At 69.2% G+C, this 15,891-nt stretch carries 16 protein-coding genes and 1 pseudogene; 3 read left to right on the plus strand and 14 right to left on the minus strand.

Annotation, left to right across the window (positions count from 1 at the left end; all coding sequences use genetic code 11):
• Positions 1 to 370 precede the first annotated feature (370 nt).
• The 7 genes from ACIA47_RS05640 to ACIA47_RS05670 all read right to left on the minus strand — a co-directional run bounded on the left by ACIA47_RS05640 (position 371) and on the right by ACIA47_RS05670 (position 8,357).
• The gene (locus tag ACIA47_RS05640) at positions 371 to 1,183 is read right to left on the minus strand and encodes a DUF559 domain-containing protein (protein ID WP_396705783.1); all 813 of its coding nucleotides are present in this window, start codon (positions 1,181 to 1,183) and stop codon (positions 371 to 373) included.
• 350 nt (positions 1,184 to 1,533) lie between these two features.
• Positions 1,534 to 2,715 carry a saccharopine dehydrogenase C-terminal domain-containing protein gene (locus ACIA47_RS05645; RefSeq protein ID WP_203126684.1) on the minus strand — a complete coding sequence of 394 codons (1,182 nt, stop codon included), beginning with the start codon at positions 2,713 to 2,715 and terminating at the stop codon, positions 1,534 to 1,536.
• Entirely contained in the window at positions 2,715 to 4,181 is a 1,467-nt protein-coding gene (locus ACIA47_RS05650) for an NAD(P)/FAD-dependent oxidoreductase (protein WP_396705784.1), read from the minus strand. The genes ACIA47_RS05645 and ACIA47_RS05650 overlap by 1 nt, the downstream gene beginning before the upstream one ends.
• A gap of 37 nt (positions 4,182 to 4,218) precedes the next feature.
• Positions 4,219 to 5,055 carry an ABC transporter permease gene (locus tag ACIA47_RS05655; RefSeq protein ID WP_396705786.1) on the minus strand — a complete coding sequence of 279 codons (837 nt, stop codon included), beginning with the start codon at positions 5,053 to 5,055 and terminating at the stop codon, positions 4,219 to 4,221.
• Positions 5,056 to 5,110: 55 nt separating this feature from the next.
• Positions 5,111 to 6,019 carry an ABC transporter permease gene (locus tag ACIA47_RS05660; protein ID WP_396705788.1) on the minus strand — a complete coding sequence of 303 codons (909 nt, stop codon included), beginning with the start codon at positions 6,017 to 6,019 and terminating at the stop codon, positions 5,111 to 5,113.
• Positions 6,016 to 7,167, minus strand: a complete 1,152-nt coding sequence (locus ACIA47_RS05665; RefSeq protein ID WP_396705790.1) for an ABC transporter ATP-binding protein — start codon at positions 7,165 to 7,167, stop codon at positions 6,016 to 6,018. The genes ACIA47_RS05660 and ACIA47_RS05665 overlap by 4 nt, the downstream gene beginning before the upstream one ends.
• Before the next feature lie 5 nt (positions 7,168 to 7,172).
• Positions 7,173 to 8,357 carry an extracellular solute-binding protein gene (locus ACIA47_RS05670; RefSeq protein ID WP_396705792.1) on the minus strand — a complete coding sequence of 395 codons (1,185 nt, stop codon included), beginning with the start codon at positions 8,355 to 8,357 and terminating at the stop codon, positions 7,173 to 7,175.
• A gap of 214 nt (positions 8,358 to 8,571) precedes the next feature.
• Between ACIA47_RS05670 and ACIA47_RS05675 the strand changes: the two genes are divergently transcribed.
• Positions 8,572 to 9,084, plus strand: a complete 513-nt coding sequence (locus ACIA47_RS05675; protein ID WP_091394101.1) for an Lrp/AsnC family transcriptional regulator — start codon at positions 8,572 to 8,574, stop codon at positions 9,082 to 9,084.
• A gap of 118 nt (positions 9,085 to 9,202) precedes the next feature.
• Here ACIA47_RS05675 and ACIA47_RS05680 read toward each other — a convergent pair whose 3' ends face one another.
• Together ACIA47_RS05680 and ACIA47_RS05685 are read right to left on the minus strand one after the other, a co-directional pair.
• On the minus strand, positions 9,203 to 9,415 hold the full coding sequence (locus tag ACIA47_RS05680; RefSeq protein WP_396705794.1) for a DUF397 domain-containing protein: 213 nt from the start codon (positions 9,413 to 9,415) through the stop codon (positions 9,203 to 9,205).
• 86 nt (positions 9,416 to 9,501) lie between these two features.
• Positions 9,502 to 9,654: pseudogene (locus tag ACIA47_RS05685) on the minus strand (XRE family transcriptional regulator); the annotation flags it as partial.
• A gap of 696 nt (positions 9,655 to 10,350) precedes the next feature.
• On the opposite strand from ACIA47_RS05685, the gene ACIA47_RS05690 reads away from it, so the two are divergent.
• Entirely contained in the window at positions 10,351 to 11,697 is a 1,347-nt protein-coding gene (locus ACIA47_RS05690; RefSeq protein ID WP_396705796.1) for an aspartate aminotransferase family protein, read from the plus strand.
• Between the two features lie 208 nt (positions 11,698 to 11,905).
• On the opposite strand, the gene ACIA47_RS05695 is transcribed toward ACIA47_RS05690, so the two are convergent.
• Positions 11,906 to 12,274, minus strand: a complete 369-nt coding sequence (locus ACIA47_RS05695; protein WP_091394110.1) for a DUF3499 domain-containing protein — start codon at positions 12,272 to 12,274, stop codon at positions 11,906 to 11,908.
• A 153-nt stretch (positions 12,275 to 12,427) separates the two neighbouring features.
• Between ACIA47_RS05695 and ACIA47_RS05700 the strand changes: the two genes are divergently transcribed.
• Entirely contained in the window at positions 12,428 to 12,877 is a 450-nt protein-coding gene (locus ACIA47_RS05700; protein WP_074316962.1) for a metallopeptidase family protein, read from the plus strand.
• 189 nt (positions 12,878 to 13,066) lie between these two features.
• On the opposite strand, the gene ACIA47_RS05705 is transcribed toward ACIA47_RS05700, so the two are convergent.
• The 4 genes from ACIA47_RS05705 to ACIA47_RS05720 form a co-directional block, all read right to left on the minus strand.
• Positions 13,067 to 13,324 carry a WhiB family transcriptional regulator gene (locus tag ACIA47_RS05705; RefSeq protein WP_007455784.1) on the minus strand — a complete coding sequence of 86 codons (258 nt, stop codon included), beginning with the start codon at positions 13,322 to 13,324 and terminating at the stop codon, positions 13,067 to 13,069.
• A 458-nt stretch (positions 13,325 to 13,782) separates the two neighbouring features.
• Positions 13,783 to 14,112: a phospholipase gene (locus ACIA47_RS05710; RefSeq protein ID WP_203126469.1), complete on the minus strand. Its 330-nt coding sequence runs from the start codon at positions 14,110 to 14,112 to the stop codon at positions 13,783 to 13,785.
• 19 nt (positions 14,113 to 14,131) lie between these two features.
• A complete protein-coding gene (locus ACIA47_RS05715) occupies positions 14,132 to 15,526 on the minus strand; it encodes a DUF4331 domain-containing protein (protein WP_396705798.1) in 1,395 nt (464 codons plus the stop codon).
• A gap of 51 nt (positions 15,527 to 15,577) precedes the next feature.
• Positions 15,578 to 15,856: a hypothetical protein gene (locus ACIA47_RS05720; protein ID WP_396705800.1), complete on the minus strand. Its 279-nt coding sequence runs from the start codon at positions 15,854 to 15,856 to the stop codon at positions 15,578 to 15,580.
• Between the last annotated feature and the right edge of the window lie 35 nt (positions 15,857 to 15,891).

The following is a 15,891-nucleotide window of genomic DNA, read 5'->3' on the forward strand; positions in this document are numbered from 1 at the left end:
AAGGGTTCTGTAAGCACCCGCCGCAGCCATCCTCCACGCGGGTGTCCAGCGGGCAAACCACCGCAAGCCAGTCCCGGTCGACTTCGTGCCCGTGTCGCGTCATCTGGGTCGTCCGTCCCCGAAGGCTCCGGCAGGCGAGACTCAAGAGTGACCCACGTCACGAGAATCCCAAGCCCTCGCCCCTCGCTGCCCGCCCTGCCCCGGACCCGCCCCCACCCCGCCCCGCCCCACCCCGCCCCACCCCACCCCGCCCCGCCGATCTTGCACTTTGTGTTGCCGAAATATGCTTAAGGCGTCTTTTGTCGGGGCAGAAAGTGCAAGATCGGCGAGGGCACGGGCACGGGCACGGCACGGCACGGCACGGGGGTGGTTAGGAGAGGGCGGCGCGGATGGTGGCTTTGATGTGTTCGGGGCGGCGGTAGAGGTCGCGGTCGGTGAAGTAGCGCATCCGCCATCCCGCGGCGGCCAGCCAGTTGATCCGCTCACGGTCGTGCCTGATTCGATCGCGGTTCAGGTGCGACAGTCCGTCGTACTCGATGCCGATTCGGCGTTCTCGGTAGCCCAGATCGAGCCGGTACAGAGGGATGCCATGGCGGTCGGTCACCCATAGTTGCGGCTCCGGCGGGGGCAGGCCTCCGTCGATCAGGATCAGTCGCAACTGGCTTTCCTGTCGGCACTCCGCCCTACCGTCTGCCAGCGGTATGAGTTGCCGGGCCTGGCGGACACCCCGCAATGCGTTGTGGGCCGCAACCTCGGCAAGCAGGTCATCCCGGGTGACCAAGCCCGACCGCAGCGCGGCGTCGAGCACCGGGAGTGCGTCGAACCGACGAGCGGCGCGAGCAAGGTCGACTGCGCACCGCGCCGCCGGTACGCAGGGCAGGCCTCCGACGAAGACCGGCCGAACGGGAAGAACCGTGCGGTGAACGACCACCCCGGGCAGGCGGGGCTTCGGCACCTCGGCGGGCAACTGGATGTGGATCAGATCGTCGCGCAGCACCCCGAAGCCGTATCGGCGGGCGGCACTCTGCCTCGCCAACACCGCTCCATCGGGCAGCCGGAGCATCAGGGCACGCAGTTCGTCGTCGTCGTCGCAGGGCTTGTCGGCGTAGACCCCTCTGCGCACACGCAGTATTTCCTCGCGGTCGAGCCGAGTCCGTATCCGTCCAACGGTGAGCCGCCGCATCAGGGCGTCGGTACGCCACAACTGAGTCGCCATGGAGGGAGGCTGACCGACCGGGAACCCCCGACAATGCCCCGCAACAACTACCTGTGGAAAACCAACTCCCCTGTGGACAACCCCCACAGCGCCCCCAAGAGTGCTAGCGACACCCCCACGATCCCCACCCCACCCCCCACCCCACCCCCACGATCTTGCACTTTCTGTTGACGAGATGTCCGTTAGGAGTCATAAGTGACCACAGAAAGTGCAAGATCGCGGGGATAAGGGGCGCAGTTCCCGCAGTCCACGTCGGAGACCGATCGGGTGTCGAGAGGCGGCGACGGAACTGTCGCGATGCCGTCAGCGGGGCAGGCTCACCGCTCCTCCATCGCCCATGGTGACCCGTAACCGTTCAGCAGGTCGAGGAACGGCATCGGGGGCAGCGCCTCCGGCCCGAGCACCCCGACACCGGCCCACGCGCCGCTGGCGAGCAACTCCAACGCGACGACCGGGTTCACGGCGGTCTGCCAGACCACCGCCTGGTGCCCGTACTCCCGCATCGACCACTCGTTGTCGACCACGTGGTACAGGTAGACCTCGCGGGGTTGCCCGTCCGGGCCGAGGCCGCGTACCCAGGTGCCGGCGCAGGTCTTGCCGCGCATCCGGGCACCGAGCGTGGCCGGGTCGGGCAGGCTCGCGGCAACCACGTCACGCGGGGAGACCTCGACGCCGCGTACCCGCACCGGGGAGACCGCGTCCAGGCCGAGCTTGTGCAGCGTCTTGAGCACCTCGATGAACTCGTCGCCGAGGCCGTACTTGAAGGTGACCCGCCGGGCCTTGACCCAGCGCGGGATGAGCAGCACCTCCTCGTGTTCGACGTTGACGCACTCGACCGGCCCAATCCCCTCCGGGAAGTGGAAGACCTCCGGCTCGGAGAACGGTTCGGTGGTGAACCAGCCCCGGTCCCTCTCCCAGACGACCGGCGGGTTGAGGCACTCCTCGATCGTGGTCCAGATGGAGAACGAGGGCGCGAAGTCGTACCCGTCGACGGTGAGGTTCGCCCCGTCCCGGACCCCGATCTCGTCGATCTCACTGAACAGTTCGTCGGCGGCGTACCGGGCGAAGACGTCGGAGAGGCCGGGCTCGACGCCGATGCCGCACAACGCCAGCCGACCGGCCGCCGACCAGGTGTCGGCCAGCGCGAACTGTTCGTCGCCGAGCTTCACCCCGGTCTCGACGTGCGACAGGGACATCGCCATGTCCAGGTAGTCAGCGCCGGCCGCGAACGCACCGTCGAAGATCGGCATGACGAACCGCGGGTCGACGGCGTTCAGCACGTGCGTGATCCGGTGCTCCCGGCACAGCGCGGTGACCGCGTCGGCCGAGGCGGCGTCCACCTGGGCGGCGACGAACCGGTCACCGTGCCCGGCGACCGCCCGCTGTGCGCGAACGGGGTCGTGGTCGGCGACCACCATGGTCTCGAAGAAGGTCCGTCGGGCGGCGATGGCTACGACGGCGGAGCCGACGCCACCGGCGCCGACGAGGAGGACACGCATCAGGAATCAAACCCCAAACCGAAACGATCGAGAGTACGGAGCCAGAGGTCGCGCCGACCCTCACGCGCGTCGGCGCGGGCCAGTGACCAGCGGGTGAGATTGATGCCGACCGCGCGGACGGGTTCCGGCGGGAACGGCAGTGGCTTGCGGCGAACCAGGTCGAGCCGGGTCAGCGGGGTGTCCCCGCCGTCGAGCAGGTCTAGCAGCACCCGGGCGCCGAAGCGGGTGGCTCCGACGCCGAGGCCGGTGTAGCCGGCCGCGTACGCCAGCCGACCGCCGTAGGCGGTGCCGAAGAACGGGCAGAACCGGGTGCAGGTGTCGATGACCCCACCCCAGCGGTGGCTGAACCGCACGTCAGCGAGCTGCGGGAACGTGGTGAAGAAGTGGCGGGCGAGGGTGGTGAAGGTGGCCGGTCGTTGTTCCAACTTGGGTGTGACCCGGTTGCCGTAGTGGTAGACGGCGTCGTAGCCGCCGAAGAGGATCCGCCCGTCGGTGGTGATCCGGTAGTAGTGGAACTGGTTGGCGGTGTCGGCGAGCCCCTGCCGGTTGCGCCAACCGATGGCGTCGCGCTGGGCCGGGGTGAGCGGCTCGGTCATCAGCACGTGGTCGTAGACCGGCACCAGGTACGCCCGCAGCCGACGCAGCAGCGGCGGGAAGGCGTTGGTGGCCAGCACGACCCGGCGCGCCCGTATCGAGCCGGGTTGGCCGGCGGCCCGGGTGTCGGCCCGGCCACTGTCGGCCGGGTAAGCGGCGGGATCGGTGCCCAGGGTGCTGGCGTGCACCGCCGCGTTGTCGGCGCGCAGTCCGGTGACCCGGGTGTGCTCGTGCACGCGTACGCCGAGGTCGAGGCAGGCGCGGCGCAGCCCCCAGGCCAGCTTCGCCGGGTCCACCATGGCCACCCGGCCGGCGTCGAACATCCCACCCAGGTACGTCGGTGAGTGCACCTCGGCGCGCACCTCGTCCCGGTCGAGCAACCGCACCCGGTGGCCGTACCGGCGGGCCAGGTCCGCGTCGGCGGCCAGCCCGTCGAGTTGGTACGGCGCGACGGCGACGGCCAGCTCACCGGTGCGCTCGAAGTCGCAGTCGATGTCGAACGTCGCGACGGTGGCGGCGATGGCGTCCAGGTTCTCCCGGCCGAGGCGTTCCAACTCGCCGACCTCGTCGGGGAACCGGTCGACGCCGTTGGCGAGGCCGTGGGTCAGCGATGCGGCGCAGAACCCGCCGTTGCGTCCGGACGCGGCCCAACCGCAGGTCCCGGCGTCGACGAGCAGCACGTCCCGGTCCGGGTCCGCCTGTTTCGCCAACAACGCGGCCCAGAGTCCGCTGTAACCGCCGCCGATCACCAGCAGGTCGGCGGAGTGCCGGCCGCTCAGTGGCGGTAGCGGGTCCGGGCGGTCCGGGCGATCGAGCCAGTACGGCACCGGTGCCGCGTCGGCCAACGCCCGGCCGGTATGCGGGAGCGTCATGACGGCACGCCGGTCGGAAGACCCGCATCCGGGAAGGTCATGGCGACCGACGCAGTTGATTTGACGGCCCGGCCAGCAGGTTGGCGCGGCGGGCCCGTCGACCGCGCAGCGAGCTGAGCCCCACGAGCAGCAGCGCGACTGCGAACATCGCCGTGCCGATGACGTTGACCTGCGGTGGGATGCCACGCTGGGCAGCGCCCCAGACGTACATCGGGAACGTGACTGTGGTGCCGGCGTTGAAGTTCGTGATGATGAAGTCGTCGAAGCTCAGCGAGAAGGCCAGCAACGCGGCGGCCACGATGCCGGGCAGCACCAGCGGCAGGGTGATCCGGCGGAAGGTCTGCCACTCGTTGGCGTAGAGGTCCATGGCGGCCTCCTCCAGCCGCCGGTCCATCCCGGCGAGCCGCGCCTTCACTGTGACCACCACGAACGACACGCAGAACATCACGTGCGCGATCACGATGGTCCAGAAACCCTGCGGCACCCCGGCGGACACGAACAGGGCCAGCAACGACGTGCCCATCACCAGCTCCGGGGTGGCCATCGGCAGGAAGATCAGCACGTTGATCCCGGACCGGCCCCGGAAGCGGTGCCGGACCAGCGCGAACGCCATCAGGGTGCCGAGCACTGTGGCGACCACTGTGGCGATAAAGCCGATCTGCACGCTGCGGGCCACCGCGTCACACATGTCCGAGGTGGCGCACGGCTGCCGCCAGTTGTCCATCGTGAACTCGTTGAAGTCGTACGACAGCCGGCTCGACGGCCGGTTGAACGACAGCGCGGCCACCACCAGGATCGGGAGCGCCAGGTAGCCGAGCACCAGCAACGCCACGATCATCACCCAGCGGTCTGCCAACCAGCGCGAAAGTCTCATCAGAGCCGCCTTTCGTTCGCGACTGCGGGGCTCCGCTGCGCTGCACTCCTCGCGCTCACAGGACCTCCTCCGTGCCGGCTCGACGGAGGTAGCCGAAGACCACCGCGAGGATCGCCGCCATCAGCAGGAACGACAGCGCGGCGCCCTGCGGGTAGTCCAGTCGGACCAGGAACGCCGAGTCGATGACGTTGCCGATCATGTATTCGTTCGGGGTGCCGAGCAGTTCGGCGTTGATGTAGTCGCCGCTGGCCGGGATGAAGAAGAGCAGCGTGCCGGCGACCAGACCGGGCATGGACAGCGGCAGCGTCACCCGACGGAACGCCTGCGCCGGGCTCGCGTACAGGTCCGTGGCCGCCTCCAGCAACCGGGGGTCCAGCCGCTCCAGGCTCGCGTACAGCGGCAGCACCAGGAACGGCAGGAAGTTGTACGTCAGGCCGAGCACCACCGCGAACGGGGTGGCCAGCAGCCGACCGTCCGGGCCGAGCAGGTGCACGTCGCGCAGCAGACCGACGAGCGCGCCATTGTCCGACAGGATCGTCTTCCAGGCCAGCGTGCGGACCAGGAAGCTGGTGAACATCGGCGCGACGACGCACACCAGCAGCAGGTTCTTCCATCGGCCGGCCTTCTGCGCGATCGCGTACGCCAGTGGGTAGCCCAGCAGCAGCGCCAGCACCAGGGCCAGCCCGGCGTAGCCGAACGAGCGCAGGAACTGCGGCCAGTACGCCTGCAGCACGTCCGGGTAGTTGCCGACCGCCCAGGTCATCGCGTACCCGGTGGAGAGCGATCCGCTGGGGTCGTACAGGCTGGCCGCCGCCAACTGCACCAGCGGCACACCGAAGAAGATGAGCAGCCAGGCCGCACCGGGCAACAACAGGAGGTACGGCAGGAGTCGGCGCCGCCCGGATCGGGCTGCCGGTGGCGCGGGCGGCGGCTGCCCCGCCCTGGTGGGGCCCAGCAGGGTCACGACGACGCACCCACCGGCTCGTCCAGCACGGGCGACGTCCGGTCGGTGTCGGCGGCGTTGCGGGGCAGCAGGAACGCGTGCCGCGGATCCCAGTACGCCACGGCCTCGCTGCCGACCGCCACCGGCGTCGACGTCCCGCTGTTGGCGGCGAAGACCGACAACTCGGTGCCCCAGCCGGTGCGCAGCAGGTACTGCGTGCTGACTCCCACGTAGGAGGCGTCGGTGACCACCCCGGTGACGTGCTGATGCCCGGCGGGCACCTGGTCGGCGGAGCCGACCAGTATCAGCTTCTCGGGGCGTACCCCCAGGTGGACCGGGCCGTGGTCGGCCCGTGAGCGGCCGGCGGGCACCGAGAGGCGCGTGCCGTGCGCCGTCACCGCGACGTCGCCGCCACTGACGCCGGTGGCCTCGCCGGCGAGCAGATTGGACTGGCCGAGGAAGTTCGCCACGAAGGCGGTGGCGGGAAACTCGTAGATGTCGGCCGGGGCACCCAACTGCTCGATCCGGCCGGCGTTCATCACCGCGACGGTGTCGGCCATGGTCATGGCCTCCTCCTGGTCGTGGGTGACGTGGACGAAGGTGATGCCGACCTCGGTCTGGATGCGCTTCAGCTCGATCTGCATCTGCCGGCGCAGCTTCAAATCGAGGGCGCCCAGCGGCTCGTCGAGCAACAGCACCTGCGGCCGGTTGATCAGGGCGCGGGCCAGCGCGATCCGCTGCTGCTGACCGCCGGAGAGCTGGGCGGGGCGGCGGTTGCCGTAGCCGTCGAGCTGCACGAGCGAGAGCATCCGGGTGACCTCGTCGTCGACGGAGCGGATGCCGCGTCGGCGCAGCCCGAAGGCGACGTTCTCGAAGATGGTGAGGTGCGGGAAGAGCGCGTAGCTCTGGAAGACGGTGTTGACCGGTCGCTTGTACGGCCGCAGCCGGGCGATGTCCCGGTCACCGAGCAGCACCTGGCCGCTGGTCGGCTCCTCCAGGCCGGCGATCATCCGCAACGTGGTGGTCTTGCCGCAGCCGGACGCGCCGAGCAGCGCGAAGAACGAGCCCTGCTCGATGGTCAGGCTCAGGTCGTCGACAGCGGTGAAGACGCCGAACCGTTTGGTGAGGTCGGCCAGGCGCAGGTCGCCCGCGGGTGTCTCGCGCGCCATCCTCGTCACGCCCCGATTACCTGTTGGAACTTGCCCTCGTACTCCTTCTCCTGCTTCTCGTCCAGGGCCATGAACACCTTGGACTTCGACAGCAGCGCCTCGTCCGGGAAGATCAGCGGGTTGGCGGCCAGCTCGGGGTCGATCTTCTCCATCTCGGCCTGAGCGCCCTTGACCGGGCAGATGTAGTTCACGTACGCGGCGAGCTTCGCCGCGACCGCCGGCTCGTAGTAGTAGTTGATCAACGCTTCGGCGTTGGCCTTGTGGGTGGCCTTGTTGGGGACCATCATGTTGTCGCTGTAGAGCATCACGCCGGAGTCCGGCGCGACGAAGCGCACCTTCTCGTCCTCGCCGGACAGTTGGATGACGTCGCCGGACCAGCCGATGCACGCGGCGATGTCGCCCTTGGCCAGGTCGGGGGCGTAGTCGTTGCCGGTGAACTTGCGGATCTGCCCGGAGTCGACGGCCTTCTTGAGCTTGTTGAGGGCGTCGTCGAACTGGGCGGCGGTGAAGTTCGCCGGGTCGTGCCCGTTCGACCCGAGCAGCAGACCCATGGTGTCGCGCATCTCGCTGAGCGCGGTCACCTTGCCCTTGAGGTCGGGGCGGGTGAGCAGTTCGTCGACAGTCCGCAGTTCCCTGGTGACGTTGCCGTTGTAGGCAAGGCCAGCGAGGCCGGACTGCCACGGAATGGAAATCCGGTTTTCAGTGTCGAAGGGGCGGTTGAGCAGCGACGGAAGCAGGTTGGCCTGCACGTTCGGGATCTTCGCCGGGTCCAGCTTCTGGATCCAGCCGAGCCGGATCATCCGGGCCGCCATCCAGTCGGTCAGCACGATGATGTCCCGGTCGGTGCTCTGGCAGGCGGCGAGCTGGTTCTGCACCTTGCCGAAGAACTCGTTGTTGTCGTTGATGTCCTCGGTGTAGGTCACCTGAATGCCGGTCTTCGTGATGAACTCGTCGAGGCTCGGCCGCTTGGACTCGTCAGTGTCGTCGACGTCCATGTACTGCGGCCAGTTGGCGAAGGCGAGTTTCTTCTCGGTGCCGGAGAGGTCCTCGCTGACGCAGCCAGCTTCGGTCTGCTGCGCGCCCTTGGTGCCGCAGCCCGCGAGGCTGCCACCCATGGTGAGCAGGGCGGCCGAACCGAGAGTGCCGGTGAGCAGTCCACGCCGGGAGAGGGGCCGGAGGGGAGTACGCATGACGACTCCTAGGGGGTCATCGTCGGCGGGCGGGACGGGGAGGCACGCCGGCGGGAATGTCGGGAGGGTCAAGTGCCATGGACGACTGATCCTGACATGAGGTGACCTCCCTTACAAGGGATTCCGTTGCGGGAATAGCGATGCACGACGAAATACGCCAGACTACGCGGTGATACACGCGCGACATCATGATTCGGGACATGGGGAGCGGGCAATGACAAACCGGCAGCACGAGAACAGCAATGGCGGTCGACGCGTCGCTGTCCGTGACGGTGCCAATCACGCTCTGCTGGATGACGTGGCCAAGCAGATCATCGAGCAGCTCCAAGAGGACGGCCGCCGCCCGTACGCGACGATCGGCAAGGCGGTGGGACTGTCCGAGGCCGCGGTCCGGCAGCGCGTGCAGCGGCTGCTCGACTCCGGCGTGATGCAGATCGTGGCGGTGACCGATCCGCTCCAGCTCGGCTTCAACCGGCAGGCGATGATCGGCCTGCGTACCGACGGCGACCTGGAAGCGGTCGCGGACCGGCTGGCCGAGTTGGACGAGGTCGACTACGTGGTGATCACCGCCGGGTCGTTCGACCTGCTCACCGAGGTGGTCTGCCGCAACGACGACCACCTGCTGGAGATCCTGCAACGGCTGCGCGCGGTGCCCGGGGTGCTCTCCACCGAGGCGTTCGTCTATCTCAAGCTCCGCAAGCAGACCTACACCTGGGGTACGGCCTGACGCCGCTCTTGATCCACTCGGCTTTGCTTGCGCTTGCCGCCTCTTGATCCACTCGGCTTTCCGGAAGTCGGGGTGTCCGGGCCGCCCTGATGCCCCGACTTCCGAGATCCCGAGTGGATCAGCGGCTTGCCGCCCGGACCGCGCCGGCCGTGCCCACCGCGCCGACGAACGACGCCCAGGCGGTCGGCGCGAAGGTCAGGGTGCCGCCGTCGCGGTCCTTGCTGTCGCGCACCAGCACCCGGCCGGGCAGGTTGTCGGCCACCTCGACGCAGTCACCACCGTTGTTGCTGCTGCGGGTCGCGGTGCGCCAGCGGGCGTCGGTCATGTCCATGTCGTGGCCACTTCCCTGATCAGCTCGATCGACCGGCGTTGGGGGAACGCCTCGCCGGTGACGCTCTCCCACCTACGTCCCAGGCTAAGGTCAGCCGCGTCTCGGCGCAGGACCTGAGCCACCGCCACCCGGGTACGCGGATGCGGGATGCGCCCCGAAGCGAGCCACCGCGCCGCCGTCTTCGGGTCGACGCGCACCTTCTCGGCCAACGACTCGACCGTCTCCCCCGCCTCGGCCATCGCCACCCGCAACGCCTCGTTCGCCACCGGACCCTCCCGCCGCTCCTCCGTGCCGTAGCTCTCACCGCCCCAGCAGGCGGGCTGCGACGCCGCTCGATGCACGTTGCGGCGGACGATAGCCACGCTGCGTGTCCGTGTCTGCGACCTACCGGCGTGTTGCGGTGGGACGTGTTGGCGCGCATCCAGGACGCCCCCCGACCGCCCCCGAACTGTCCCGCCAGCGTCCCAAGGCCCGCGCTTCCCGAGCCGGCCCGCACCCCGGCTCAGTGTCACCCGACCCCGACCCGCACCTCCCCGGCCCGCGTCACCACCCCGACCCCCGCGCTTGATCCACTCGGCTTCACCAATGTCGCGGTCTAAACCCCGGGCGGTCACCGCGATTTCAGCGAGCCGGAGTGGATCGAGCCGGAGGCCGAGGGAGGCGCTACCACCAGGCGGGCCCTTTGGAGCTGATGTCGCAAACGATTCAGCTCCAAAGGCAGCCACCAGCACACCTCCGACTCCTGCCGACCGCCGATCAACCGGCCAGCAGCGGTACGGATTCCGTTGCATCTGTGACGCCTCTGCGCTAAATCCGTCGCCAACTGACCGTGATACCGCCGATAACACTTGCTTCCGGGGTTGAGGCTGTGCGATAACCGTTGGCAGAGCGGCCGGCCTCACCCCTGACCCGGCCCGACGACCGATGGGGCTGACATGGCCAACGCCACCGACCACCTCTGGATGCACTTCACCCGGATGGCGAGCTACTCCGCCGGTGAGGTGCCGACCATCGTGCGCGGCGAGGGTGCGTACGTGTGGGACGCGCAGGGTCGCCGCTACCTGGACGGGCTCGCCGGCCTCTTCGTGGTGAACGCCGGCCACGGCCGCACCGAACTGGCCGAGGCCGCCGCCAAGCAGGCCGGCGAGCTGGCCTACTTCCCGCTCTGGTCGTACGCGCACCCGAAGGCCATCGAGCTGGCCGAGAGGATCGCCGCGCTCACCCCGGGTGACCTCAACCGGATCTTCTTCACCACCGGCGGCTCCGAGGCAGTCGAGGCGGCGTGGAAGCTGGCCCGCGCCTACTTCAAGCGCACCGGGAAGCCCAACAAGTACAAGGTGATCAGCCGGTACATCGCCTACCACGGCACCTCCATGGGCGCCCTGTCGATCACCGGCCTGCCGGGCATCAAGAGCGACTTCGAGCCACTGGTACCAGGCGCGATCAAGGTGCCGAACACGAACTTCTACCGGGCGCCCGAGCACGGCGACGACGCCGAGGCGTTCGGCCGTTGGGCCGCCGACGAGATCGGGCGGGCCATCGAGCGGGAGGGACCGGACACGGTCGCCGCCGTCTTCCTGGAGCCGGTGCAGAACTCCGGCGGGTGCTTCCCACCCCCGCCCGGCTACTTCGAGCGGGTACGGGAGATCTGCGACGCGTACGACGTGCTGCTCGTTTCGGACGAGGTGATCTGCTCGTGGGGGCGGTTGGGCGAGTACTTCGGCGCGGTGCGCTACGGCTACCAGCCGGACATCATCACCACCGCCAAGGGCATCACCTCCGGCTACGCCCCGCTCGGCGCGATGATCGCCAGCGACCGGCTGATGGAACCGTTCCTCACCGAGACCGGCATGTTCGCCCACGGAGTGACCTTCGGCGGGCACCCGGTCTCCTGCGCGGTGGCCCTGGCCAACCTGGAGGTGTTCGCCCGCGAGGACCTGGTCGGGCACGTACGCGCCAACGAGGACGCCTTCCGGGCCACCCTGGAGAAGCTGTACGACCTGCCGATCGTCGGCGACGTCCGCGGCGACGGCTACTTCTACGGGATCGAACTGGTAAAGGACAAGACCACCCGGGAGACCTTCACCGAGGCCGAGTCGGAGCGTCTGCTGCGGGGCTTCCTCTCCACCGCCCTGTTCCAGGCGGGCCTCTACTGCCGGGCCGACGACCGGGGCGACCCCGTCATCCAGCTGGCCCCACCCCTGATCGCCGAGCAGCAACACTTCGACGAGATCGAGCAAACCCTCCGCGCAGTCCTAACCGAAGCCTGGACCAAGCTCTAACCCCACCCACCCACCCACCCACTGGTGTTGATCAAGAGGTTTGCGTCAAGAATGCGCCGGATGACGACCGAAACCTCTTGATCAACGCCGGAAAGGGGGGTGGGTCGGGGAGGGGTGGGGGGCGCTGCCGGGCGGGGCGCGGGGTTAGTCCCTGCTGCTCCGCTGCGCGAAGCGGCCCTAATCGGGAGGGAGTAGGTCTACTTCCGAGTTAGTGGTTGGGGGGGATTACTCGGAGGTGGCCTCGGCGGCCGGTCTGGTGGGGGTTCTCGGGACGGTTCTGGTCCGGCTCCGGGGGCCGGGGGGCCGGGCGGGCGGCTTCGCGGACCGCTTCGGCCAGCGCGACCAGGTCGTCCGTGGTGGGCGGCGGCGGCTCGAACTCGCCCTCGTGCCGGACGACGTCCCAGCCCCGCGGCGCGGTCAGGCTGCGGGCGTGCGGCTCGCAGAGGTCGTACGTGTGCGGCTCGGCGAACGCCGCCAGCGGCCCCACCACCGCTGTCGACTCGTTGTAGACATAGGTCAATGTGGCGACCGCTTGCCGGGGGCAGCCGTTACGGGAGCAGCGCCGTGGTGACCTCACGTGCGGCAGGGTATCTCCATTACCGGGTCCGGCGCATCGCTTCGCGTTGCGACACGCCCGTCATGGTGATCACAGTCGACCGTCCTGGGCGCGCCGCGCCACGGTAGCGGCGCTGCCGTTGGCCAGCCCGACGCGGGCGCTACCCTTTGCCTCATGACGAGCCCGGAACACCGCCGCCCCGGCTCCGGCCGGCGTGCGCATCGTGACCGGCACGGGCGCGGCCTGCGCGGGCGGCTGGTGCCGGCCACCGTGCCGCTGGCGCGGACCAAGGCCGAGGTCTTCGACGACCTGGTCCTGGACACCGTCGAGACGCTGGAGCGTCGGTTCGCCAAGGAACTGGCCGGGGTCGAGTTCGCGGTCGAGGACGTCCCGCCGGACCTGAACGTCTACGACTCGGACGTGCTGGAGGACGGCGAGGTCCCGTTGGCCCGGCTGCTGCCCGGCCGCCCGGGCCGGCAGGAGGTGCCGCCGCGGATCGTGCTGTACCGGCGGCCTCTGGAGTTCCGGGCGATGGACCGTGAGGACCTCGCCGATCTCGTCCATGACGTGATCATCGAACAGGTGGCGAACCTCCTCGGGGTCGACCCGGACGAGCTCGCCTGAGCCGAACCCCGGAGCCGACCGCGCGGAGAACGGAGAGTCGGGCGGCCCCCGCCGCCCTGACCTCAGGCCGCCCCCCGGCGGCCCCCGCCCCGACCCTCACACCGCTGAAGCGGCCCGCGCCTCGACTCTTCCACTGCTGAGACGCCCCGCGCCTCGACCTCACACCACGCAGGTGCCCCCGCGCACCGCTCAGGCGGCCCGCCGCTTCAACTTGCGCCGCTCCCGCTCGGAGAGCCCACCCCAGATGCCGAACCGCTCGTCGTGACCCAGTGCGTATTCGAGGCACTCGGTCTTGACCTCGCAACGCGAGCAGATCCGCTTCGCCTCGCGGGTCGAGCCGCCCTTCTCGGGAAAGAACGCCTCGGGGTCGGTTTGCGAGCACAACGCCCGCTCCTGCCACTCCGGCGCGTTTCCGAGCAGGTCGGCCACCTCAAGCTGGCCGTCCATCAAATGCCTCCTTGTCGCGCACCGGCGTCATCGCCGCTGCAACCCCCCACGCGAAAGGCGTGCTTGTCCGTCCGGTCCCGTTTTGTTGCGTTCCGTGCGAACAACCCCATTCAAATTACACGCGTGTAATGCGTGCGCCGTCAAGCCAAACTTGATAATGGAGTCGCCCTCCCGACACCCCCGGTCGGCCACTCGGGCCGTCCAGCCTCGCAACCTGCCCTATCGATTCAGACCCCGGCCGAGTAACGCCCTCTCCGGCGAGTTGCCCGACTTTTCTGCCGTGGCGCTTCTCCGACGAGTCGTCGACCGGACGACACCAGAGACCTCCACCCCTAAGCTGATCTTGGTGGGGGACAGGTTAACGCGGTGCGGCGCAGACCGCCCGTCGAGCTGCGGACAGCACTCGCGCCCCGTCCACAGTGTGGACGGGGCGCGGTGGTGAAACCGATGCGGCGAGGTCAGCCAGCGGCCCCAAAACCGCTGCTGGGCCAGGCAAACTCGGCTATCTCTCCACCATGGACAGAAATCGTGCCGGCGGGCGTACGGTCGTCCCACCAGACGGTATAAATTCCGCTCGGCAGATCGGGATAGACCGCACTGTGGAACGAGCCGTCCCGCACCCGACGCTCACGCACCGCCGAGTGGACCCGCCGTTCGTCGTCGCGACTGATCTCGATCTCCCGACCGTGCAGATCCCGACCCGTGTAGACGATCAGGGCACCGGTGTCGCCGCCCAGATCGAGGACGACGCTCCCGGTCTCCGACGGCCCGTACGCGTGCTCGTGCATCCGCTCGCCCCCGCCCCGATCAGGACCCCGCCGGCGGGTTGTTGAACCCGTCGTACGGCGTACCCAGGTAGGGGAAGTTTCCGAGGAACGGCGCGGTCACGTCGGCGGCGCTCAGCCCCGGGGTGACCGCGGCGGCCGCCGCGTCCGGTTGGAACGTCTTGTCCACCAGCGGGACGGTGACCCCGGCGATGGCCCGCAACGCGATGCTGACCACGTCGTCGCCGACCCGCCGCCCGTTCGGGAACCCGGCCAGGTCGCCGCCGAGCACCCCGAACCGGTCCGGTCGCCTGGTCGGTGGGATCGCCGTGTTCAGTCGCAGCATGTCGGCCTGCACGTCGCCGGTGGTGTTGGTGAAGCCGTCGATCAGCCCGGCCGGCACGCCGGTGAGCAGGATCGCCACCAGGTCGGCTCGGGCCTTCTTCGCCTTGGTGAGCTTGTCCAGGTTGGGGAAGACGTCCGGGTAGAGCGCCGGCAGCAACGCGGCCAGCTCCGGCTGCTCGACGAACTGGGCGAACCGCTTGTCCTCCGACGGCGGCAGCGAGTTCCACAGGTCCTTCTTGGACATCGGCACGATGACCTCGTTGAACAGAGGATTGCCCAAACGCGAGACCTGGGTGAACGGGCCGGTGCTGGTGTCCGCCCCACCCCGCTCGCCGAGCACCCGCACCTGCCGACGCGACGCGGACGTCCACACCCCGATCACCGACGCCCGATCCGCGGCACCGTACCGGTTGGCGCGCCGACGCACCCGCTCCAGCGGCACCTGCACCGCGATGCTGTGCACGTTCATCCGGTCGGTGGCGTTCACCGGCTCGCCCTCGGCCTCGAAGATCTTCTTCCCGGCGACGTGCAGTTGCTGGAACGGTCGCAGCGTGCCGAGGTCGAAGATCGCCCCGAGGTCGACGAAGAACCCGTCGGCGCGCTGCCCGGCGAAGACCCGCTCCCCCGTGGAGAGCGAGTAGGTGGCCTGCCGCACCAGGTCTGCGTACTTCGGGGTGGACAGCGGGCCGACGTTGCACGGCGGGCACTGCAGCTTGTGCGCCAGCCGGTGTTCGCGGCCGTCGGCCACCCGGGTCAGGCTGTAGAACTGCCGCCGGTTCCAGTTCTTGCTGTCAAGTGAGTCGATCGGACCCGTGTTGTAGAGAAAACTGTTCGGGTTGGTGATCTCGGTGGTGAATTCGAACCGGTAGGTGACATCCGGACGACCGTCGCCGTCGTTGTCGATATGGATCTCGTACCGCACGTCGTCGCCGAACTCGAAGAAGTTCGGGCCCCCGGAGGGGAGCTGCAACGGCACGTAGTTGGCGATCAACGTGACCGTGTCGCGTTTGTCGGGGCTGACGAACGCGTACAGGTCGGAGCTGTCGGCGACCGGATCCTTGGCTATCTCCGGGGCCTCGCGGTGGGAAGACATGACGGACCAACCTCACTGGGCGGGGACAGGATGGCGGGGCGGATGGTCGGGTCAGCGCCGGGCGGCGCGCCGCAGCCGGTCCGCCAGGCCGCGGTCGCGTACCTCGATGCGCGTCTCACCGACGAAGACGTCCATCGTTCCGGACTCGGCGTCACGCAGGTGCACGACGATCGGTTCGTCGGCTCGTCCGGCCGCGCCGGGGGCGTTCTGCGCGGCCGACAGGCCCGGCACTGTGAGCGCGGCGGCGCCGAGGGTGGCGCTGGCCGCGGCGGTCAACGTCTGCCGGCGGGTCAGTCGCGGCCACTGCCGCTTCCGCTGATCACTGGTCATGGGCAACCTTTCCGGCGGTGGCGCGAGCGCGCCCG

The organism is Micromonospora sp. NPDC051227 (genome assembly GCF_044455385.1).
Taxonomy (GTDB): domain Bacteria; phylum Actinomycetota; class Actinomycetes; order Mycobacteriales; family Micromonosporaceae; genus Micromonospora.

Bases quoted from the DNA above. Each gene is read 5' to 3' on its own strand.
- ACIA47_RS05710 (WP_203126469.1), bottom strand. From the start codon at position 14,112: ATGCACGAGCACGCGTACGGGCCGTCGGAGACCGGGAGCGTCGTCCTC.
- ACIA47_RS05680 (WP_396705794.1), bottom strand. From the start codon at position 9,415: ATGGACATGACCGACGCCCGCTGGCGCACCGCGACCCGCAGCAGCAAC.
- ACIA47_RS05645 (WP_203126684.1), bottom strand. From the start codon at position 2,715: ATGCGTGTCCTCCTCGTCGGCGCCGGTGGCGTCGGCTCCGCCGTCGTA.
- ACIA47_RS05720 (WP_396705800.1), bottom strand. From the start codon at position 15,856: ATGACCAGTGATCAGCGGAAGCGGCAGTGGCCGCGACTGACCCGCCGG.
- ACIA47_RS05705 (WP_007455784.1), bottom strand. From the start codon at position 13,324: ATGGACGGCCAGCTTGAGGTGGCCGACCTGCTCGGAAACGCGCCGGAG.
- ACIA47_RS05655 (WP_396705786.1), bottom strand. From the start codon at position 5,055: ATGAGACTTTCGCGCTGGTTGGCAGACCGCTGGGTGATGATCGTGGCG.
- ACIA47_RS05700 (WP_074316962.1), top strand. From the start codon at position 12,428: ATGACGAGCCCGGAACACCGCCGCCCCGGCTCCGGCCGGCGTGCGCAT.
- ACIA47_RS05665 (WP_396705790.1), bottom strand. From the start codon at position 7,167: ATGGCGCGCGAGACACCCGCGGGCGACCTGCGCCTGGCCGACCTCACC.
- ACIA47_RS05640 (WP_396705783.1), bottom strand. From the start codon at position 1,183: ATGCGGCGGCTCACCGTTGGACGGATACGGACTCGGCTCGACCGCGAG.
- ACIA47_RS05690 (WP_396705796.1), top strand. From the start codon at position 10,351: ATGGCCAACGCCACCGACCACCTCTGGATGCACTTCACCCGGATGGCG.
- ACIA47_RS05650 (WP_396705784.1), bottom strand. From the start codon at position 4,181: ATGACGCTCCCGCATACCGGCCGGGCGTTGGCCGACGCGGCACCGGTG.
- ACIA47_RS05675 (WP_091394101.1), top strand. From the start codon at position 8,572: ATGACAAACCGGCAGCACGAGAACAGCAATGGCGGTCGACGCGTCGCT.
- ACIA47_RS05670 (WP_396705792.1), bottom strand. From the start codon at position 8,357: ATGCGTACTCCCCTCCGGCCCCTCTCCCGGCGTGGACTGCTCACCGGC.
- ACIA47_RS05715 (WP_396705798.1), bottom strand. From the start codon at position 15,526: ATGTCTTCCCACCGCGAGGCCCCGGAGATAGCCAAGGATCCGGTCGCC.